This window comes from Nostoc sp. PCC 7524 (genome assembly GCF_000316645.1).
GTDB lineage: Bacteria > Cyanobacteriota > Cyanobacteriia > Cyanobacteriales > Nostocaceae > Trichormus.
Genome location: NC_019684.1, coordinates 4,654,894 through 4,676,429, shown reverse-complemented (window position 1 = coordinate 4,676,429; position 21,536 = coordinate 4,654,894). Strand labels below are relative to the sequence as shown.

Genomic DNA, 21,536 nt, shown 5'->3' with positions numbered 1-21,536 from the left:
TTGAATTTGAGTTCGACAGGTAATTTTCACCCGCATCTTTGCTTAACAATCAAAATGTTAAACGGTAAATTAATTCATCTGACGGCTTACCTTGGATCAACTCTGCGTTATGGTTAACTTTGACCAAATTAAACCCAAGTTTCTCAACTACCTTACGGGAAGCAAGATTGTGTTCGTTCACCGATGCGTGTAATGTGGAAAGCTGAAAACGTTGTTTAGCTTCGTTGATGGCTAGGGAACAGTAAACAGGTGCGTATCCTCGCTTTTGAAAACCAACGAATGTCATAAAGCCAATTTCTGCGTACTGGTCATCAAAAATACCTATCTCGACAAGACCAATATATTGGTTTTGGGGCGTGACAGCAACCCATTTTAGCCAGACCATAGTTTCATTATCTGGTGATTTTTCTAGGGCGGCGAACTTGAACTGTTGCTCAAGTTCTAAGATAGTTGGGATTTGTTCTTCAAGATATTCATAAATCCCTGGATTACTGATATATAAATAGAGGCGCTGGGCATGGTTTTCTGCAATCTTTTCTAAACGCAAGATGATCGCATCTGTTGCCATGATGGTTGATGATTGACTTGACTATTGGCGGTTCAACGTAGTTACATTAACGTTCTCATTCAATTGGCGAATGAGACGGGATAACTCACGAATAATGTTAACTGCAATTTCGGGAGTTTCTTCAATGGCATCATAAAGTTGCTCTTGAGTTAGTTCTAAAAATTCACAAGGTTCTAAAGTAGTGACAGAAGCGGAACGGGGTTGAGTATCAAATACTGCCATCTCACCAAAGTATTTTCCCTGCTCTACTACTGCTAGTTGTTTATCCCCAATATGGACTTTCACTCTACCAGAGACAACAATATACAGCGATCGCCCTTCTTCTCCCTGTCTAAAAATAGTGTGATTGGCTGAAAAATGCAACTCGTGCATCACTGAGGCCAGGCGCACAATAAAATCATCCCGCAATTCCTTAAAAATCGGGACTCGTCGCACAAATAATAAACGATCAACGCTACTGAGCATAATTTATAGTTATTTTTTACACATAAATTTTAATTATATTTCCAATCTGTTGCAGCAATGGGGCGATCGCATTGCTTGATATAAGGAATATATTATTTTGACAAATCCTTGAGGAAAAGGAGCCGTTAACTGTGTGAGAAGGGTAGACATTAGACATTTTGGTAGATGCAGAAATCACACTATTAGGCATAAAAGTATAACTGTCAATTGCTAGCCAGTATAAGCTACAGATTAATTGGATTCAGCAGAATAATTGCCAAAAAATTTCATAATAAATATATGGAGACGATGTGGAGACTACTAGGGTAGCTGCCAAAGCATGATTTGGAAATGGTTATTGCGACTCTCAATAGTATTCCTGGGACTGGTGCTGTTTGGGGATTTGAGTTCCCGTTTAGGTGCAGAAATTTTCTGGTTCCAGGAAGTCGGCTATTTGCGAGTATTTTTGATTCGACTGGTGACTCGTGGTGGTTTATGGATATTCGCTACTGCCATCACAGCTACCTATTTACTGGGAAATCTGGCTTTGGCGCAACGCCTCAAGTATCCCCATTCCTTGAAAATTGAGGAAGTCAAGCCAGAGGAAGGGGGACTAAGTAGTGAACTGAAAAAACTGTTGAGTCCTCAATCTCCTCCACGTCGTCCACCCCGGAAGCTAGAGGAACAACGCGTAAAACCGATTAAACTACGATTGCTACTACCTCTAGTTTTAATCTTGAGTTTGTTGGTAGGGTTATTGCTGGCTCACTACGGTCATATTGCTCTTTCTTACTGGTATCCTGCCCTTAATAAAAATAATCTCCCGACTCTTGCCCCGTTTCGGCTAGAGACAATTTGGCAATTGGGAGAACAAATTATCTATCAAGTGTCGTATGTGGGCTTGGTAATTGGTGCTGCGATCGCCGTTTTAGTTTATGCTCGATTTTTACTGCCAGCGATCGCGGTTATCTTAAGCCTAGTGTTCGGTACAATCATGTTCCAAAACTGGGCTAAAGTGCTGCAATATTTCCACCCCACACCCTTCAACAGCAGTGAGCCTTTATTTGGACTCGATATCAGCTTTTATATATTTTCTCTCCCCTTCTGGGAATTACTAGAACTGTGGCTGATGGGGATGTTTTTGTATGGCTTTGTCGCCGTCGCCCTCACCTATCTCCTCTCAGCTGACAGTCTCAGCCAGGGGATATTCCCCGGTTTGACATCCCAACAGCAGCGTCATTTATACGGCATGGGTAGCTTACTAATGCTGCTCATCTCCTTCAGTTATTGGCTGAGTCGCTACCAACTGGTTTATTCTCCCCGTGGGGTAAGTTATGGTGCGAGCTACACTGATGTGAACGCTCAGTTGCCAGCTTACAATGCCTTATTTGTTTTAGCCTTGGCGATCGCGACTTATCTAGCTTGGCGAACCATCTTTTGGCGGCCTGCTTCTCGATATCGCCGCTTTGTCTTTTATGGATTGGGTGTTTATCTATTTTTGGTAGTAGTAGCTGGTCATTTCATACCTGCGACGGTGCAATCTTTAATTGTCCAACCCAACGAATTACAACGGGAAGAACCATACATTCGGCGCACTATTGCCTTAACTAGACAAGCCTTTGATTTAGACTCCATTAATGCTCAAGACTTTAACCCGCAAGGCACCTTGACAGAAGCGGATATTAGAGAAAATGACCTGACAATTCGCAATATTCGTCTTTGGGATCAGCGACCACTGTTGGAAACCAACCGCCAACTACAACAATTCCGACCATACTATCGCTTTCCTGATGCCGATATTGACCGCTACACCATACAAACTGAAGTAGAGGCACGCCGACCAGCCGCCCCCCGTTCCTTACCCATCCCTGACCAAGATATTAATGAAGCCACAGAACGGCGACAGGTATTAATTACCGCCAGGGAATTAGACTACAGTGCCGTCCCCCAGCAGGCGCAGACGTGGGTAAACCAACATTTAATTTATACCCACGGCTACGGCTTTACTATGAGTCCCGTGAATACAGTGGGGCCAGGAGGATTACCAGAATACTTTGTCAAAGATATTGCTGGTATTGATGGCAGTCCCCTCAATACTGCCAATGCAGCTATTCGTGACAGCATTCCCATTGGTCAACCCCGGATTTATTTCGGTGAAATTACTAATAACTATGTAATGACTGGTACAAGAGTCAAAGAATTAGACTATCCCAGTGGCAGTGATAATGCTTATAACACCTACGATGGTTTGGGTGGTGTACGGATTGGTGCAAACTGGCGACGGTTGTTATTTGCCACCTATTTAAAAGATTGGCAAATGTTGTTTACACGGGACTTTTTACCGGATACTAAAGTATTGTTCCGGCGGAATATCAATCACAGAATTCGGGCGATCGCACCTTTTTTAAAATTCGACAGTGACCCATATTTAGTCAGTGCGGAAGCCCATCCAGAGTTTCCTGGTCAGAATAATTATCTTTACTGGATTGTAGACGCTTACACTACTAGCGATCGCTATCCCTACTCAGACCCAGGTAGGGAAGGTATTAATTACATCCGTAACTCAGTTAAAATCGTGATTGATGCCTACAACGGCACTGTTAACTTTTACATTGCTGACCCTAGAGATCCCATCATTGCTACTTGGTCAGCTATATTTCCTCAACTGTTCAAACCCTTCAGTGAAATGCCGGTAATGCTGCGCCAACATATCCGTTATCCGGTAGACTTCTTCTCCATTCAATCTGAACGGTTGATGATTTACCACATGACAGATCCCCTAGTATTTTACAATCGGGAAGACCTGTGGCAAATCCCCAAAGAAATTTATGGTAGTGAATCTCGTTTGGTAGAACCTTATTATTTAATTACCAGCCTACCGACAGTTCCCTTTGAAGAATTTATCCTACTGTTACCATACACACCCAAACAGAGGACTAATTTAGTTGCTTGGTTAGCCGCGCGATCAGATCGGGAAAACTACGGTAAGTTGTTGCTATATGTCTTTCCGAAGCAACGCCTAGTATACGGGCCTGAACAAATCGAAGCCAGAATTAACCAAGATCCCGTAATTTCACAACAAATATCATTGTGGAATCGTCAAGGTTCTAGAGCCATTCAAGGGAATTTATTGATCATTCCCATTGAACAATCTCTGCTATATGTTGAGCCAATTTATCTAGAAGCCACCCAGAATAGTCTACCAACCCTAGTGCGTGTAGTTGTAGCCTACGAAAATCGGATTGTCATGACACAAACTCTAGAACAAGCTTTACAGGCAATCTTTCAACCAGAAGTCACACCTGCACCAGCAATTATTCGTCCGTTTGAAGAAGAAACACCAGCTGAGTAATATCGTTTCCGGATAAAGACTTATCATTGTATAAATTATTAACCTGCAACTGGCACAAATTGACTAATCCTTTCTGCCCAGGCATGATTATTATCAATTGTGAGAATAATTCTTTGGAATGGTTCATCTCTCAATTCCAAAGTCAGATAGTTCTTGTCTTGTGTTACATACCAAAATTCCTTACCTCGATTGCTGTAGAAAGTTCCTGCTTTAATAATGCCGGGAATCCCAGTACCAGGACAGCGAATTTCTGCCCAACTACTAGCAGGTTCGGTTATAGTCACTGCTGCTATATGATTAATAGGAATCACGAAAGTTTCATTAAAATTAAAAGTTAATAATTGCTCGTACCATTCCCATGTAATTTTTACGTTTTCATTAACAATACTTAGCTGCATAGATTTCTATCCTTCTCTCTAAAATATGAGAATGCTGATTACGATTCTCATAGAATACGCGAAACCACTTAATAACAACTTCCTCCAGTAGTGTCATCCAATCGGGTGATATAACTCATGACTCATCGTGTCTTTATAGTTGCAGTTAAGTAATTACACGTTTACATAAAAATTTAGTAATCTCTACTGTTTGTATTGGATTTTGGGAATCCTAAACGTAGACAGCTACATAAATCATCTACCATTAACAGTTATTAAAACACTAAATACAAAACTAGCCTTAAACCTCTGTGTTCCTCTGCGTAAACCTCTGCGCCACTTTGCGTTTAAAAATAAAGTATTAGTGATACCTACAAAAATTTTAAATTTCCCTTAGACAAAAATAACTGAAAATCAATAAAAACAAAGGTATTTTTATGACTCAAAATAACAGGCAATTCATGCAATCAATAGCTAGTCATACTATTGTTATATGTACCAGTATCATTTTGCTTTCAGAAACAAGTTTTGCCTCTATTGAACAATATGAAATTAAGATTGCCCAGACGACACAGACAACCGCTAAACAAGTATATGAGCAGGGGAAACAACTGTATGAGCAAGGGACGGCAGCCGCTAGACAACAGGCAATAAAAAAATTTGAGGAAGCCTTAGTATTATATCGAGCTGTAGGCGATCGCTCTTTCCAAGCTCTCACTCTCGTTTACATTGGCAAAATTAACTCAGACTTGGGCGAAAAGCAAACAGCACAAGATTACTACAGACAAGCCCTATTACTCTACCAACAAATCAAAGATAAATCAGGGCAAGGTACAACCCTCAATAACATTGGCAAAATCTACTCCGAGTTAGGAGAAAGACAAAAGGCACTCGATTATTATTTTCAAGCCCTCCCTCTGCGACAACAAACACAAGACAAAAGAGGCGAAGGTATTACTCTCAATAATATTGGCGTAATCTACAGTTTCTTGGGAGAACATCAAAAAGCTTTAGACTACTATCATCAATCCCTACCCCTAAAAATCCTAGTAGGTGAAAAATCTAGCACAGCTAATACCATTAATAATATTGGCAAAGCCTACTCCGATTTAGGAGATGAGCAAAAAGCTTTAGATTACTTCAATCAATCCTTACTTTTATACCAACAAGCTAAAGATAAAAGTGGTGAAGCAATTGTCTTGAACAATATAGCCATTGCCTATTCCAATCAAGGACAACAGCAAAAAGCCTTGGATTATTTTTATCAGTCACTGCCGCTATTTGAAATAGTAGGAGATAAATCAGGAAAAGCGATCGCCCTTCTGAATTTAGGTAGAGTCTACGTGAAATTGGGAGAACAACAAAAAGCACAGGATTATTTTCACCAATCTCTACCCATATTCCAACAGGTGGGAAACAAGCCCAGAGAAGCCCACAATTTATATCATCTGGCGGCTTTGGAACGGGATAAAGGCAACTTCAACACAGCCCAAACACAAATTGAGATAGCCATCAAAATTGTTGAGGATATCCGCTCTCAAATCACCTCTCAGGAACTCCGCACTTCGTATTTTGCTACAGTGCAGGATTATTACCAGCTCTACATCGACTTGCTGATGCAGCGACACAAGCAGCAACCATCTCAAGGGTATGATGCTCAGGCATTGCAAGCTAGTGAACGCGCCCGCGCCCGTAGTCTCTTAGAATTGCTGAGTGAAGCTAACGCTGATATTCGTCAAGGAGTCGAACCAGAGTTACTTTCCCAAGAACGCAAACTGCGACAAAAACTTGATTTTTTAGAAACGCAACAGATAGAACTGCTGAGTCGTCACCATACCGAATCTCAAGCGCAAGCTTTAGCAAAAGACATTACAACACTGCTAGAACAATATAAACACTTACAGGCAAAGATTCGTGCTACCAGCCCACGTTATGCAGCACTGACTCAACCTCAGCCTTTGTCATTAGCACAAATTCAAAAGCAAGTTCTGGATGACAACACCTTATTACTAGAATATTCTCTAGGAGAAAAGCGGAGTTACCTTTGGGCAGTTACCAATAAGAGTATTAAGAGTTACGAATTACCTAAACGTGCAGATATTGAAGCGATCGCCCACAAATTCCGTCAAGATATTACCAGTCCCTATCTCCGCCATAGCCCATCTATAGATACCCTATCTCAGATCATCCTCGCTCCGGTAGCCCCACAATTGAAAAATCAACGTTTAGTAGTTGTTAGTGACGGGGCTTTGCAGTATGTACCATTTACTGCCCTAAATACTAATTACTCACAAGCTGGCAACAAATATCAACCATTACTACTGAACCACGAAATCATCACTTTACCCTCAGCCTCTACAGTTGCTATCCTCCGACAAGAACACAAACAGCGTCAACCTACATCTAAAGCATTAGCTGTATTGGCAGATCCAGTTTTTAGCAGTGATGATGAGCGTCTTCAAGGTAAAACCGCTCGCCCTGCTGTTGTAGACAACAATTTAAACAAACTCGCCTTAACAAGAGCTGCTAGTGACTCTGAGATCAGATTTGAACGTCTACGCTTTACACGCCAAGAAGCCGAGGCGATTCTGGCACTTGTACCTGATAGTAAAGGTAAGCCAGCTTTTGACTTTACCGCTAGTCGCAACACAGCCACTAGCAATGAATTGAGCCAGTATCGCATCATCCATTTCGCTACTCATGGCATTCTCAACAGCAAACATCCAGAATTATCTGGGGTAGTATTATCGCTATTTGACAATCAGGGAATGCCTCAAAATGGCTTTTTACGCTTACATGATATCTTTAACCTTAACCTGCAAGCTGAGTTAGTTGTACTCAGTGCTTGTAAAACTGGACTGGGAGAGGAAGTTAAGGGAGAAGGATTAGTTGGTTTAACTAGGGGATTTATGTATGCGGGAAGTCCACGAGTTGTGGTGAGTTTATGGAGTGTGGATGATCAAGCCACTTCCGAACTGATGCAGTTGTTTTACAAACAGATGCTACAAACAGGATTAAAACCTGCGGCAGCGTTAAGAACTGCACAGATAGAAATCTGGCGTAAACAACAGTATGCAGCACCTTATTATTGGGCAGCTTTTACTTTACAGGGTGAATGGAAGTAGAGAAAGAATTATTCAACAGCTGCAACACTGACACTGTTATTGATCAGATGCCCATCTTCCATGTAAATAATCCTATCGGCTATATCTAAAATGCGATTGTCGTGGGTGACAAGCAAAATTGTACAACCTTGTTCTTTAGCTAGTTTCTGCATGATTTCCACGACATCACGCCCGGATTGTTTATCTAGTGCAGCTGTAGGTTCATCTGCTAAGACTATTTTAGGCTGACTGACTAAAGCACGAGCGATCGCTACCCGTTGTTTTTGTCCTCCTGATAAATTATCTGGATAGTAATCTAATCGATTTCCTAACCCTACTGCCTCTAGCATTGCTTGGGAACGAGTCAACATTTGTTGGGGTGAAATGTTGGCTTGCACCTCTAAACCCATCCGCACATTTTGCAGTGCTGTTAAACTTCCGTGCAAGTTATGCGCTTGGAATATATAACCGTTATTACGTCGCACTTGGGTTAATTGTTCGCTACTGGCACCACAAAGTTCTTTCCCTAATACTCGCAAACTACCAGACTGGGCAGAACGCAATCCACCGACTAAAGTTAACAGTGTAGTTTTCCCAGAACCGGAAGGCCCTGTCATAATCACAATTTCCCCAGCGTTAATTTCCAGGTTGATATTAAATAAAACCTGCTTTTGCAGTTGACCACTACCAAAGTAATGATCTAAATTTTGAGCAGAAATAACAGGATTAAATTTATTAAAAGCTTGCATATTAGTGATTGAATTATTTACTTACCCAGTCCCCAATACCTAATCCACAGTCCCCTTACCTCAAAACATATCAGCCGGGTCAGCAGACTGTAATTTCCGAGTAGCGATCGCTCCCGAAATTGTACACATAATTATCGTTATTAATAAAACTGTGATGGCTCTAACGGCAGTCATATATATCGGTAAATTTGTGGCATTGGCTGCTAACCGATACAGTCCCAATGGGACGATCAATCCCGGAATGAAACCCAAAGCTGCTAAGATAATTGCTTCTTCAAAAATCACCCCTAATAAATAGGAATTACGATAACCCATTGCCTTGAATGTGGCGTATTCTTTTATGTGGGCATTAACATCTGTTGATAAGACTTGATAGACAATAATCACACCCACAATAAAGCCCATTGATACGCCTAAAGTAAAAATAAAACCAATAGGGCTTTCTTTTTTCCAGTAGTCTTCTTCAAATTTGATATATTCTGCACGAGTTAATACTTTTACATCTTCAGTTCTGAAGTAAGCTTTCAAATCATCTGCTACTTGTTGTGGCTCATATCCTGGTTGAATATTAACTAAACCTAAACTAATGCTTCCTGCTTGTCTTCTCGGAAATAACCGCAAAAAATTTTCATCACTGGAAACTAAAGTGGCATCAGCACCAAATGATGCTCCTAATTTAAATAAGCCATCAATGGAAATTGTGCGTCTATCAACTTCGGTGGTGACAACTTTACCTGCATCTATTTGCTGAAAAACTTCTTCATATGCTCCTCTGGCAGCACGATCAAACAAAAATTTTCCTGGTAGTTTAATCTTATCTAGCTGAGTGTTGATTTCTGGGATATTCAGAGCTGGCTGCTCAGGATTAAATCCTATTGCTTGGATTGTAGTTTTACGACGAGTTTGGGGATTTTTCCAAGTGACTAACCCAATATACAAGGCTTCAGCTGATTTTACACCTGGCACATCCGCAGCTTGTAGTAGTCGCCGTCGCGAGAAGGTAGCCATATTTTGCATATTTTTGCTTTGGGGACTAATTAAAATGATGTCTCCCAGTAAGGCGCGATTGAGGCGGGTGTTGCTGTCATACAAGGCATTTTGAAAACCTAACTGCATGAAAATTAACACATCGGCAAAGGCGATACCTGCTAAAGCTACTAGCAAGCGACTTTTTTGATGGCTCAGTTGTAACCATCCTAGAGGCGTACGCCGTTGTAATTCTTGAACTAATCCCATCACAGTTGAATCACCGCCTTAACTTGCAAATTGGTAAACTTGGCCGCTTTTTGGCTAGAGGTTTCATCTAACCGGACGTGGACTTCTACAACTCTCGCATCAATATTTTCACTAGGATCTGTGTTAATAATGTTCTGCCGTTGTACTTTCCAGCCAATCCAATCTACTGTTCCTCGTAATTGTCCGGAAAGAGAATTACTTGATATCTGCACCTGTTGTCCAGAACGGATTTTGTTAATATCGCTTTGGTAAACTTCCACCACTGCATACATCTGGTTAGTTTGCCCAATTTCCACGATGCCGTCGTTAGATACTACTTCACCTGCACGGGTATGAATGTCAAATATCACACCATCTTGGGGAGCTTTGACATAGGCTTGCGCCAAATTTGCCTTTGCTTGCTTCGCTGCTGCTATGGTGCGGCTCACTTCGGCTTTTGCTGCGGCTACATCTACAGGACGTACTTCCGCGATTTTGTCTAGGGTGGCGGTGGCTGCACTCAGTTGTTGATCACCAGTGGCATTAATTCTAGCTAAGGCTGTTTTGGCTTCACTAATTTGCTTCTGTCCAGTGCTATCAATCCGTTGCAGGTTTGCCTGAGCTTCGTCTAACTGCTGGGTAATGGTATCTACATTTAGCCTTTTGCTGTCGAAAGCCGACTGAGAAATTGCCCCGTCAGAGGAAAGTTGCTGATAGCGTTGAAATTCGATTTGAGCATTTTTTAGCTCTGCGGCTAATCTCTTAATTGTGGCTTGTTGGGCTGTTTTTTCACCTTGCCACTGGGCTTCTAACCTGGCGATCGCTTCTTTTTGTTCTCTTTCATTACCTACTGTCTGGGCTTGTATTCGGGCAACTTCGGCTCTTTGGGCGGCTATTTCACCATCTTTGGCTCCTGCTTGAATTTTTGCTAAGTTGATCTGGGCCAGTTTTACAGCCTCTTGGGCTTCTTGGTAAGCTGCTTCTAGGCGATCGCGGTTATCTAAAATCGCAATTAACTGCCCAGTTTTTACCCTATCCCCTTCCTTTACCAACAATTGCTCTACCCGACTCCCCTGACTAGATGAAGGTGCAGATAGTTTAATCACCTTGCCTTGAGGTTCTAGTCTTCCCAATGCTGTCACCGTCGTTACTTGCGGTATGCTAAATTGGGTTGTTTCCGAAGACTGGGCCGGAGTTTGCCAAAATTCCCAAGCCTTGAATCCGGCGATCGCTAAACCTGTCGTTACTGCCAATATTAGTAATGGGCGAGAACTAGGCTTGAAGAATATGGAACCTTGATCTGCTACATCGCGCATCATCAGCCCCTTTTGCTTAGTACCTTAAATAAACTAATTAGTTTATTTAGATGTAACTAAACTAAACCGTACATTACAATAATGTCAAGAGTTTTTTGGGAAATTAAAAAAATTGGGCATAGGTACTAGGTGAGAAGCAGGGGGGAGTGAATTGTATCAAAATTTTCGTGAAAGCACGCGGCGTGTCACTCCACTACAGCTAACACCACCAGATCAACGCCGCGCTACCGCTAGCAACACTCACTACATATGACAAAAAAGAAGATACAGACAGAAGACCGAATGCTATCACCCGAAAAGGTAGACGCTATTCTTGCAGGTGCAATGCAAGAGTTTTTAAAACATGGCTATGCTGCTACTTCAATGGATCAGGTGACAGCAGCAGCAGGTGTTTCTAAAACAACCGTTTATAGCTACTTTCAAGATAAAGAGGGGTTGTTTACTGCTTTAATTGAACGCCTAGCACAAGAAAAATACCTAGCAGTGGAAGATCCCAAATTTCGGCAAGGAGAGCCACAGATAGTTTTGCGCCGCCTAGCGAAGCATATTTTGTCTCAAGTCCATCCAACACAAGAGTTGTTGAGCTTGGTGAGATTGATTATTGGGGAGTCTGGCAGGTTTCCTTCCCTTGCACGAATCTTCGTGAGTGACATATATAAGCCTCGTTTAGAACTGGTGAGCCAATATTTTACTGATCATCCAGAATTGCAATTATTCGATCCGCAAGCAGCAGCACGTATTTTTATCGGCACATTGATTCATTTCACAATTATTCAGAATATGCTGCATGGTGAGGATATTTTACCAATGGAGCGCGATCGCCTGATTGATAACTTAGTCAATTTAATAACTATCAATCTCTCAAAAAATACATCTACTCATCAGTATTCTGGTACTAGGCAGAAATCACCCAGACGCAAGCGGACATCTTCAGGGAAATTTCAGACGGACTACAGTCATGAGCCTAAACAGTTAAGGTCTATTAGATTGACAGATACAGCCTGGGAAAAGTTAGCAGAATTAGCCGCTAAACATAATTTGACACGCTCTGAAGCTATTGAAACCTTTGCGCGTCAAGGCTTGTTACCAAATCAGGATGAAGAGTAATTATGTATATACATGGCTAAATACAACAACCTAGTTTTATCACTCATATTATGTATATACATGGATAAATTAATTAACAGCCAATCCCCCCACCTAGTCCTCAAAATCCTGATTGATCCATTCCCTTGCAGCTTTTTCAGCCGCGTGGAGAGTGTAATAGAGTTTTCGTTGTCCGAAGACAGCACCACCTACAGTTAATACTCGAAACTGCCAACAGTCATCTGCTTGGAAAACCAATAATGTCAAACCCTGAATACCAACCAGCAGGTGTACTTTGACTTGGTTGTCTGTCATTATCAAGCAGCCATAATATCAATAATGAGATTACTAATTATGGCAAAGCCCATAAGCATTGACGACTGTACAAACAGTGACTATTAAATTACAGCTTTAACTCGGAATTATTTAATGTTTGGAGTCTTTAGGCGTAATCTTGCCCCAGGTTCTTCTAAACCCTTAATCCTGCCGTAAATCTAGCGTCAATTCCAGAAAGCTGGTACTGTGGATTCTCAAGCATACTAATGTGCATAAAAAAGTAGCTGATGACAATCACGATCGCAATCAATACTGACTCCGTTAATAGCCTGGATTTATCGCCAGTCAACACGGTAATTCATCAACTGCTACAAGAGGGAGCAGTAGCTACCCAAGAACAGCAGTTGCAGTTTGATATTGACTATCCCCTAGAACCTGGCGATCCTCGCGAATTGTCAGAAATTCCTGAGTTACGGCTGTGGTTTGTACGGTTGGATGCTAAATATCCCTGGTTTCCATTTTTACTAGACTGGAAAGCTGGAGAACTAGCTCGTTACACTGCCATGCTGGTACCGCATCAATTTAGTGCTAAAGAGGGTATTCAGTACAATCCCGAAGCTTTAGAAATCTTTTTGATGCACAAAATTTTTACGTTGAGTGATTGGTTAAAGCAACAAGACATACCCTGGCAATCGCGACTCAAATCTATGGCGCAAATGCTAGGTTATGAATTGGACGATGCCCTGTTTGAGATATTTTGAAGGATTGGGGACTGGGTTCAAGGCAAAAGAAAAGAATAACTTTTTCTGCCTCGTACCCTGTTCCCAAGTAAGAGATACTCAACCACCCCAGATTTTCTGTAACACCTGTTGAGGAGAAATATCTGCGACTCTTCCACTAGGAGATTTGATACCCAGAAACTTATCGCTTTTTGGTAATACTTTAGCGGGTTCAGTAGCACCAAGCAAAGCAATAGTATAAGTCTGTACTGCTACACTGAGTTGCAACGGCGCACTCTCATTAGATAGCATCAGGCTGGCTCCAGCGATGATCGCAGCTAACTTGCCGATATCTTCAGGGGCAGTCACCTTGATATTGGCAGATAAATCACGCAGCGATCGCACAAACCCTTCATCATTAGCCCCCTGAATCACAACTATAGGCAAATCCGGCTGTTTGTGTTGAAAATCTTGAATAATTTCCTGCCAGTTCTCTAACGGGTAAATTGCATCTGCACCCTTAGTAGAAGATACCCAGCCAGAGCCACCATAAATCAAAACATAACCTGTTTCATTCACCCCTAGGCGTTTTTGTTCATTTTGCGCCCACTCAATATCCGGTTTTGGTACATTTACCCCTAACTCTGGGGTAGGGGTATCAATACCTAGTGGTTGCAGCAAGTCGTGGTAAACAGTCGCTGCATACTGGGATGGTTTAAACGGTACAGATTTAGTGAGAAATCCAGATCCTTTACCTTGGTAGCCGATACGTGTGGGAATTCCTGTTAACCAGAGAAAAAGACCCACTAACCAACTTTGCCCCACAGTAATGGCTAAATCATACTCGCGATCGCGAATTGTACCCACGAGGTTGCCCCAATCGGCTAGGCTGTTACGATCTTTAAAATCGAAAGACAGCACCTCATTGACTGACTTACTCACCCGGTAAGCTGCCTTTGATCGGGGTTCGGTAACGACATCTAACTGAGCGTTGGGGTAATATCGCTTCAGATCGTCTAGAGTCGGAAAGAAGAGAATTTGATCGCCAATTCCACCAGGTACAAGGGCTACTACTCGCATAATAATTATTGACGCTTACTCGCTCCTTATTTTAGGGGAATATAGGGATTAGGGATTGGGCATATAAATTCAAAATTCAAAATGCAAAATGCAAAATTGAATAATTTTGCCTACTGCTTCCAGTCTCCATTCCCTAATCCCCAGTGACGACATTGAGGAATACAGTGTATCTATTAATTCCAGCCGCAGGCGTAGGTAAAAGAATGGGGAGTGACCGGAATAAACTCCTCTTAGAAGTGCGATCGCAACCCCTTCTGACTTGGACACTCTTAGCTGCACAAGCAGCCACGGAAATTAGTTGGATTGGGATTATCTCTCAGCCGACAGATTGGCCAGAATTTAAAGCCATTCTCGCCACCTTAAACTTAACTAAACCAGTAGAGTTAATTATTGGTGGGGCAACCCGTCAAGAATCCGTTTATAAAGGCTTACAGGCACTACCAAAAGCAGCAGAGCAAGTTTTAATTCATGATGGTGCTAGATGTTTAGTAACACCAGATTTACTCAACTCCTGCGCCCAAGCCATTCGCCACTGTTCGGGCTTGATTGCGGCTGTCCCCGTCAAGGACACGATCAAAGTTGTTGACGCAAATGGCATAATTCAAAGTACACCCGACCGTCGCCATCTTTGGGCAGCACAGACTCCCCAAGGCTTCAACGTTAAGTTGTTGAAACAGTGTCATGATGAAGGTGTGCGGCAAGGTTGGGAAGTAACCGACGATGCAGCTTTATTTGAAAAGTGTGGCATCGAAGTCAGAATTGTGGAAGGAGAGGAGACGAATTTAAAAGTCACCACACCCCAAGACTTAGCGATCGCAGAATTTATCCTCAGCAGTAGACAAGGAGTGGGGAGTGGAGAGTAGGGAGTAGGGAGTAGGGAGTGGGGGAGAAGCAGAAGAAAATAACTATTGACTTATACACCAAAAATAAGTATAATCCCACACATTTATTAAATTGACTGTCTCATGACCATTGACAATTGACTAAATGAATACAGCCACAGCGACTAAGATAGAAGCGATTCTCTATTTGAAGGGTAAACCCTTGTCGCTCGGCGAAATCGCCGAGTATGCCGCCTGCGATCGCGCCACGGTCGAGGAAGGTATCATTGAGCTAATGGACAACTACGCCCGCCGAGATAGCGCCTTGGAAGTCGTAGAGACCCCAGATGGTTACAGTTTGCAGCTGCGGTCTGACTACCATGACTTAGTGCAAACGCTGATTCCCGTAGAATTAGGACTAGGGGCATTGCGAACACTAGCAGCGATCGCTCTCAATAGTCCCATCCTCCAAAGTGATTTAATTAACCTGCGCGGTTCGGGGGTATATCAACACGTTCCCGAACTGGTAGAACTAGGTTTTGTTCGTAAGCGTCGAGATAATGAATCCCGTTCCTATTCCCTACAAGTTACACCAAAATTTCATCAATATTTCCAAATTGAGCAACTTCCCCAAGCGTTTGAGAAAGAACCGAAAGAACAGCAGCTAGAACTCGACTTAGAAGCGGGAGTAGGGAGTGGGGAGTAGGGAGTGGGGAGCAGGGGAGCAGGGGAGCAGGGGAGCAGAGGAGCAGAGGAGCAGAGGAGCAGAGGAGCAGAGGAGCAGAGGAGCAGAGGAGAACTCTTTTACCCAATCCCCAATCCCCAGTCCCCAGTCCCCAGTCCCCAATCCCCAGTCCCCAATCCCCAATCCCCAATCCCCAATCCTGAATAAAGCACTATCCTTGTACTATGGTTTAGAGTAGAATTAGCAACTAAGCTAAAAAAAATTGCCAATGGTGTTTGATCCTGACTTTTTGAACGACAATTCCGAGGAACACCCCAACCAGCTACTTTCTGACAACTTTGGGGAAAACCCCAATCAGTTACTCAAGTATCTCCAACATCAGTCTCCTGAAGTTCTAGCCCGCGTTGCCCAATCTGTCAGTCCGGAAATTAAACAAATTATTTCCCAGAATGTCCAAGGGCTAGTGGGTATGCTCCCCGCAGAAAATTTCAACGTCCAAATTACCACCGACAAAGAAAACCTAGCCGGGCTGTTAGCATCGGCCATGATGACAGGTTATTTTCTGCGCCAAATGGAACAAAGGATGCAATTAGATCATTTATCTAATGGTCAATAATCCATAGTCAATAGTCAAAAAATGAGTACGTAAAAATAACAGGCTAATGACTATTGACTAATAACTAAGGAACTTCCAATTAAATGAGTAATGAGTAGTGAGTAATGAGTAATGAGTAGTGATTAATACCCATTACTTATTACTTATTACTTCAAAATTAAAGACAGTTGGAGTCGGGGATTTAAACCCCAACTCAACTGATACTACGTGTAGATATAGGGGTATTAAACCCTTGAATTTACGATAAAAAATATCCAAAATGTAGGGTGCGTCAGTGCGAAAAAACCTAACTGTACTAAGAAATTATTCATACTGACGCACCCTACTAACCGTCCATTTGGAATAATTTATTTTTTGGTGTTCCCTAATGATTAATAACCCTCTCCGAAAATGAATGTAGAGACGTTCTATATAACGTCTCTACAAGGGTTTCAAACCACGCACATTTAATTACCAGAGATGTCTAATGACTAATTTTTGGGATAAGCGCCTGATTGCACTTTCAGAGTGAGAATTTTGCCACTGCGGTTAACTTCAATAGCTAAAATATCTCCTACCGTGCTGGCTTCCACTTGTTTATGTACTTGGGCTGATGTTCTTACTGGTTTATCGTTAATTTTTTGAATCACATCACCAGGGAGTAACCCTGCCTTTTGAGCTGGTGAATCTTTCAGTACACTTTTAATCACAACGCCTGTATCTGGCTGAATATTGAGCTTTTTTTCTCGATTTATCTGCTGCTTTTTGGTGGGAGATAAATCTGTCATTTCAATCCCCAAGAAAGGATGTTCTGCACGCCCTTTAGTAAAAAGTTCATTAGCAACACGAGCAGCAGTTTCGATGGGGATGGCGAAACCGAGTCCTTGAGCATCGGCACGAATGGCAGTATTAACGCCAATCACTTCCCCTTGGGCATTTAACAAAGGCCCGCCGGAGTTACCGGGGTTAATTGCGGCATCGGTTTGAATAAAGCTGACTCGTTTATCGGGAACACCAACCTGGGCGCTGGTACGATCTGTGGCGCTGATAATCCCGATAGTGACGGTATTATCTAAGCCTAGAGGATTACCGATCGCGATCGCCCACTGTCCAGGGATTAAATTCTGTGAATTCCCCAACTTCACCGTCGGGAGATTATCGCCGGGAATCTTCACCACAGCGACATCTGTGATAGTATCAATACCTACGACTTTCCCCTCAAAAGTGCGTCCATCTTTGAGAGTGACCTGTACGATATCAGTATCTGCTACTACATGGGCATTCGTTAATAATTCTCCTTTTTCGCTCAAAATAAACCCTGAACCAGTACCGCGCTCAATGCGTTCTTGCGGAATTGGCTGTTCATCCTCACCAAAAAATCGTCGCAGCAGGGGATTTTTCAAAGCATCAGAGAGAGGATTGGCTACTTTACGGGTAGCATTAATCCGCACCACAGCTGGGCCAACTCTTTGCACTGCATGAGCAATAAAATTGAGATTATCACCACCATTAGCGCCTAGAGAGCTACTTACAGGGTTAGGAGTCACAGATTCTGAAGGTAAAGCCACTGTGACATTTTTGAGTTGTTGAAAAGAGCGATTTTGTGGAAGTAGGTAACGACTGCCTACCAAACCTGCACCACCACCAATCGCCAATAAAGATAAATAAACGGCTAGTTGCTTTAAGGATAAATTCATAAAAACTAGATATCTAGAAACCTAGCAGCTAATGGGACTGTGAGGAAACATGATGCCGACTACTTTAGGCGCAGTCCTCCTTTGCGGTTGGATAGAAATTTAACTATGACTACGCTTAACAATAGCAATGCAGTTGCTAATTTCTAAGTTTAATCAAGCAACCAGCTAGTGACAGGTAAATGTAACATACAGTTGCTTTTTAGTGATTGGGGGAGACAAGGGAGAGAAAGACTAATGACTAATGACTACTATCGACTTTTCCACACCCAATTTCCTCATCTAATATCTAAAATCTAAAGTTAAGGCTTTCTTAACTTGTATCCATGAATTTTCTCTATCGTTTTGTTTTTCTGAGTGGCTTAGTCAGTGCCGTGACACTAGCAAGTCTATTGCCAAATTCCAACAGTGTTAGTTTGGCAGTAGAAGGTTGTCCAGTTCCGGCGCTGTCTCGCTTTCGGCGGCATAAGGTGGCGCGTGGCGATACTTTAGTTAGCATTGCACAACGTTACAATCTTGTGCCAGAAACGATTGTAGGTATGAATCCATCTCTTCAAGATGGTTCATTGCCTGCTGTGGGTAGTGAACTTCAGATTCCTCCTTTCAATGGGGTTGTGGTGGAAGTACCTCGCAATCAAACTTGGCGACAAGTAGCAGCAAGGTATAAAGTCCGTCCTGATACGCTATTTGAAGTCAACGGTTGTCAAAAAGACCCCAGAATTGTATTTGTACCGGGGATCAATTGGTCGCCTAATGGTTTTACTCCGTCTCCTAAGACTACTACTACATCTACTGCCCGAATTCAGTTATCTGGGTATCCGTTTGAGCAAATAGCAGAGGTAGCTTTACCCTATGGTTGGCAGATTAACCCAAATACAGGTCAGGTGTTCTTCCATAGCGGGATAGATTTATTAGCAGATGTAGGAACTTCTGTAGAAGCGATCGCACCCGGTAGAATAGTATTTGCTCAAGAACAGGGTACTTATGGTAATTTGGTCATCATCAACCACAATGGCGGACTGCAAAGCCGCTACGCCCATCTAGATAGTATTCAAGTGAAAGTCGGTCAACAAGTGAATCAAGGGCAGGTATTAGGAACAGTCGGTACAACTGGACAGCCCACTGGTAAACAATCTCACCTCCATTTTGAAATCCGTTCCAGTTCTTCTTTAGGTTGGGTAGCAGAAAATCCCAAGGATTATTTAAAACCATAAGACACTGCTAGCGATCGCCTGCACAATTAAAAACTAACTTTTATCTACCGCTTCAAAATTATTTCAGGGTGTTATGACTCAAATTTCACAGGCAGAATGATTTTTTCCACAGGGATGATAGCATCACCAAGCACTAGAGTATGAACAGGCGATTGGTAGGGTGTGTGACGGCGCGAAATGACAACAATATCCCACCAATAAATATTCTCGCCGTCACGCACCAAAAGCGAAGGTACGTGAAATTATCCTTATAGGTTGTTTAAAAACTCCTTGGTGGTGTTACAAATACTTTTAGAACCCCCTAAATCCACGCCACTTGCTACAAGTCAGGAAACCTGTAAACACACTTTAAAAGATAAATTCTGTCGATTTAATAATGTGCATTCCTGCTGCTGCAAACTTGGCAAATACTGCATCTGCTGCTTCTGTATAGTCAACAACCCCAGGCACTACAACAGGAGAAGTACAATCTTCCAGTAGATATATTTTATTTGCTAAAGTCGTATCTATTTGTTGAATTTCTGTTAATAAATCATCAATTGTCCAAGCAACACAGTGACTTTTAGCTTGACCTGCAATCATCACAGCATCAAATTCTAAAAGTTGTTGAATTAAGCGCGTATTTTTATTAGCTAGTGGACTATTATCAAAGCTTTGTAATACTTCTGGACGTAAAACAGAATAATTTTCTGTTAAGGGATGATCACCTTTAATTTCAAATTGTGTTTGACTTTGCCTAGTAATACAGTGGAAAAATATTGCTTCTTCAACAGCAGAAACTAAAGCATGACCAATGCCACCTAACATAGAATGATAGGGCCAAACTGTTAGCGGATACTTACCATCATGGCTGAGTTGCTTAACGTAGTGGTAAGCGTGTTTGGCTAATAATTCATAATTGCCATTAGTAATACTATTAGCAATATCTGGGTTAACTTTCCAAGTTCCATTCTCGATATCGGCAGGAGTAATATTAGTAGCTGCTGGTGTTGGATGTTCGCCTACATTATTCACCCAAAAAATCGGATGAAAAATTTGCATGGTTGTGTGGGTGTCGAGAGTAGGAATAATTTTTGTAATTGCACCCAAATTGCGATAGATAAATTCACATAACCGTTGATTATCATCTACTGCTCCCGTTCCCGATTTACCGCCTACAAATAACTCAAATCCAGGGATGCAGAAGGTATTTTGTACATCTATTAATAATAGACAAATGCGCGTTTTGTCAAAAGCGGCTGGTTGAATATCATGTTGTTTAGCCCAAACTTCAGCTTCGATGGCGCGTTGCTGATATGGTACACGCCAGACTTCATCAACTTTTTCAGGGTTAAAGTGTGCAGGTATAAGTAATTGATTTGTTTGATTATACATATTTATATAAGTATTTATTTGTTAGCTCTTAAAAAACAAGGCAGAAAGTACAAGGCAATAGGAAATCAGCCTCTTCAATTTGTACGGAGCTTTTGCAACAGTCAAATATGAGTCCTATATAAATAATTAGCCGAACTTGCTTGATATAATTCACCAGCTACAGCATCGCCTAAATCAACCAAGACGGCAAAAATAACTAAGTTGCCTAAACTTGTAAAGCCAACTGCCCTGTTTTCAAATCTTCCAAAAGCTATATTGATGGCGTTTTCTACACGAGACTTGTTAGGTGTATTAGTCATTCTCCAATGGTGGAAGACGCAATCAAGTTTGAGTTAGCTAGCCTTAATGCTATTTGATAATTTCGTCGAGCAATTTTCTTGCAGGTTGAGCTTTAGCCAGTGCTGCTTGATGATCACTATAAGCACGAACTAGACGAAAAAGACCACTTACCCCTGTCTTGAGTTGATCCAGTTCTTCACCAGCAACTAATTCTCCATCCAGCATTCTGCCAACTAAAGGTTTGATATCGCCCACTTCCTGCCGCACTTTTTGCAGCTTTTCTACGCTACTGAGTAAAGCTTTGAGTGAGTTGATGACTTCATCAATATCTTGGGTATTTTCCAATATTTCAGGTGTATTTTGATCTGTTACTGTATCTCCAGTGTCTGAAACTATCGGTGAATCCTGTACGCTTGTTTCATTTTTTACTCCATTTGCCTTTGCCATTAGCGTTTCCTCAAGAAATTTTTTCTAGTGTACCGCATTAGAAAAGTTAATATTTATTAATAAATTGCCAAAACAGAATAAATATAGCAGGGGACAGGGGACAGGTGACAGGTGACAGGGGACAGGAGACAGGGGACAGGT

20 protein-coding genes are annotated in these 21,536 nt (G+C 42.0%); 8 read left to right on the top strand and 12 right to left on the bottom strand.

Going from position 1 to position 21,536, the window contains the following annotated elements:
- Nucleotides 1-49 precede the first annotated feature (49 nt).
- The gene (locus NOS7524_RS18765; RefSeq protein ID WP_015140058.1) at nucleotides 50-568 is read right to left on the bottom strand and encodes a GNAT family N-acetyltransferase; all 519 of its coding nucleotides are present in this window, start codon (nucleotides 566-568) and stop codon (nucleotides 50-52) included.
- Nucleotides 569-589: 21 nt separating this feature from the next.
- Entirely contained in the window at nucleotides 590-1,033 is a 444-nt protein-coding gene (locus tag NOS7524_RS18760; protein ID WP_015140057.1) for a cyclic nucleotide-binding domain-containing protein, read from the bottom strand.
- Between the two features lie 319 nt (nucleotides 1,034-1,352).
- Between NOS7524_RS18760 and NOS7524_RS18755 the strand changes: the two genes are divergently transcribed.
- On the top strand, nucleotides 1,353-4,364 hold the full coding sequence (locus tag NOS7524_RS18755; protein WP_015140056.1) for a UPF0182 family protein: 3,012 nt from the start codon (nucleotides 1,353-1,355) through the stop codon (nucleotides 4,362-4,364).
- Nucleotides 4,365-4,402: 38 nt separating this feature from the next.
- Here NOS7524_RS18755 and NOS7524_RS18750 read toward each other — a convergent pair whose 3' ends face one another.
- Entirely contained in the window at nucleotides 4,403-4,762 is a 360-nt protein-coding gene (locus tag NOS7524_RS18750; protein ID WP_015140055.1) for a hypothetical protein, read from the bottom strand.
- 416 nt (nucleotides 4,763-5,178) lie between these two features.
- Here NOS7524_RS18750 and NOS7524_RS18745 point away from each other — a divergent pair, with 416 nt between their 5' ends.
- Nucleotides 5,179-7,866, top strand: a complete 2,688-nt coding sequence (locus NOS7524_RS18745) for a CHAT domain-containing tetratricopeptide repeat protein (RefSeq protein ID WP_015140054.1) — start codon at nucleotides 5,179-5,181, stop codon at nucleotides 7,864-7,866.
- Nucleotides 7,867-7,874: 8 nt separating this feature from the next.
- Here NOS7524_RS18745 and NOS7524_RS18740 read toward each other — a convergent pair whose 3' ends face one another.
- Genes NOS7524_RS18740 through NOS7524_RS18730 form a run of 3 tightly spaced genes read right to left on the bottom strand, consistent with a single transcriptional unit; the run spans nucleotide 7,875 to nucleotide 11,128 of the window.
- A complete protein-coding gene (locus tag NOS7524_RS18740; RefSeq protein ID WP_015140053.1) occupies nucleotides 7,875-8,594 on the bottom strand; it encodes a DevA family ABC transporter ATP-binding protein in 720 nt (239 codons plus the stop codon).
- Between the two features lie 60 nt (nucleotides 8,595-8,654).
- Nucleotides 8,655-9,833, bottom strand: coding sequence for an ABC transporter permease DevC (devC, locus tag NOS7524_RS18735; protein WP_041555384.1), 1,179 nt, complete (start codon nucleotides 9,831-9,833; stop codon nucleotides 8,655-8,657).
- The gene (locus tag NOS7524_RS18730; protein WP_015140051.1) at nucleotides 9,830-11,128 is read right to left on the bottom strand and encodes an ABC exporter membrane fusion protein; all 1,299 of its coding nucleotides are present in this window, start codon (nucleotides 11,126-11,128) and stop codon (nucleotides 9,830-9,832) included. Before NOS7524_RS18730 ends, devC begins: the two co-directional genes overlap by 4 nt.
- Before the next feature lie 246 nt (nucleotides 11,129-11,374).
- Here NOS7524_RS18730 and NOS7524_RS18725 point away from each other — a divergent pair, with 246 nt between their 5' ends.
- Nucleotides 11,375-12,232, top strand: coding sequence for a TetR/AcrR family transcriptional regulator (locus NOS7524_RS18725; protein WP_015140050.1), 858 nt, complete (start codon nucleotides 11,375-11,377; stop codon nucleotides 12,230-12,232).
- A gap of 93 nt (nucleotides 12,233-12,325) precedes the next feature.
- Here NOS7524_RS18725 and NOS7524_RS18720 read toward each other — a convergent pair whose 3' ends face one another.
- A complete protein-coding gene (locus NOS7524_RS18720) occupies nucleotides 12,326-12,526 on the bottom strand; it encodes a hypothetical protein (RefSeq protein WP_015140049.1) in 201 nt (66 codons plus the stop codon).
- Nucleotides 12,527-12,774: 248 nt separating this feature from the next.
- Between NOS7524_RS18720 and NOS7524_RS18715 the strand changes: the two genes are divergently transcribed.
- Entirely contained in the window at nucleotides 12,775-13,248 is a 474-nt protein-coding gene (locus NOS7524_RS18715; RefSeq protein ID WP_015140048.1) for a CRR6 family NdhI maturation factor, read from the top strand.
- A gap of 78 nt (nucleotides 13,249-13,326) precedes the next feature.
- Here the strand turns inward: NOS7524_RS18715 and NOS7524_RS18710 are convergent, their stop codons facing one another.
- Nucleotides 13,327-14,286, bottom strand: a complete 960-nt coding sequence (locus NOS7524_RS18710; protein ID WP_015140047.1) for a glycosyltransferase family 9 protein — start codon at nucleotides 14,284-14,286, stop codon at nucleotides 13,327-13,329.
- 164 nt (nucleotides 14,287-14,450) lie between these two features.
- On the opposite strand from NOS7524_RS18710, the gene ispD reads away from it, so the two are divergent.
- The 3 genes from ispD to NOS7524_RS18695 all read left to right on the top strand — a co-directional run bounded on the left by ispD (nucleotide 14,451) and on the right by NOS7524_RS18695 (nucleotide 16,408).
- Nucleotides 14,451-15,149 carry a 2-C-methyl-D-erythritol 4-phosphate cytidylyltransferase gene (gene ispD, locus NOS7524_RS18705; protein WP_015140046.1) on the top strand — a complete coding sequence of 233 codons (699 nt, stop codon included), beginning with the start codon at nucleotides 14,451-14,453 and terminating at the stop codon, nucleotides 15,147-15,149.
- Nucleotides 15,150-15,273: 124 nt separating this feature from the next.
- Nucleotides 15,274-15,813 (top strand): SMC-Scp complex subunit ScpB, encoded by a 540-nt coding sequence (gene scpB, locus NOS7524_RS18700; protein ID WP_015140045.1) that lies wholly within the window; start codon nucleotides 15,274-15,276, stop codon nucleotides 15,811-15,813.
- A gap of 247 nt (nucleotides 15,814-16,060) precedes the next feature.
- Nucleotides 16,061-16,408: a DUF760 domain-containing protein gene (locus NOS7524_RS18695; RefSeq protein WP_015140044.1), complete on the top strand. Its 348-nt coding sequence runs from the start codon at nucleotides 16,061-16,063 to the stop codon at nucleotides 16,406-16,408.
- A 470-nt stretch (nucleotides 16,409-16,878) separates the two neighbouring features.
- Here NOS7524_RS18695 and NOS7524_RS18690 read toward each other — a convergent pair whose 3' ends face one another.
- Nucleotides 16,879-18,084 (bottom strand): HhoA/HhoB/HtrA family serine endopeptidase, encoded by a 1,206-nt coding sequence (locus tag NOS7524_RS18690; RefSeq protein WP_015140043.1) that lies wholly within the window; start codon nucleotides 18,082-18,084, stop codon nucleotides 16,879-16,881.
- A 323-nt stretch (nucleotides 18,085-18,407) separates the two neighbouring features.
- Here NOS7524_RS18690 and NOS7524_RS18685 point away from each other — a divergent pair, with 323 nt between their 5' ends.
- Nucleotides 18,408-19,295 (top strand): peptidoglycan DD-metalloendopeptidase family protein, encoded by an 888-nt coding sequence (locus NOS7524_RS18685; protein ID WP_015140042.1) that lies wholly within the window; start codon nucleotides 18,408-18,410, stop codon nucleotides 19,293-19,295.
- Nucleotides 19,296-19,643: 348 nt separating this feature from the next.
- Here NOS7524_RS18685 and NOS7524_RS18680 read toward each other — a convergent pair whose 3' ends face one another.
- The 3 genes from NOS7524_RS18680 to NOS7524_RS18670 form a co-directional block, all read right to left on the bottom strand.
- Nucleotides 19,644-20,669, bottom strand: a complete 1,026-nt coding sequence (locus tag NOS7524_RS18680; protein ID WP_015140041.1) for a hypothetical protein — start codon at nucleotides 20,667-20,669, stop codon at nucleotides 19,644-19,646.
- Between the two features lie 101 nt (nucleotides 20,670-20,770).
- On the bottom strand, nucleotides 20,771-20,968 hold the full coding sequence (locus NOS7524_RS18675; protein WP_015140040.1) for a hypothetical protein: 198 nt from the start codon (nucleotides 20,966-20,968) through the stop codon (nucleotides 20,771-20,773).
- A 49-nt stretch (nucleotides 20,969-21,017) separates the two neighbouring features.
- The gene (locus NOS7524_RS18670) at nucleotides 21,018-21,395 is read right to left on the bottom strand and encodes a hypothetical protein (protein WP_015140039.1); all 378 of its coding nucleotides are present in this window, start codon (nucleotides 21,393-21,395) and stop codon (nucleotides 21,018-21,020) included.
- Between the last annotated feature and the right edge of the window lie 141 nt (nucleotides 21,396-21,536).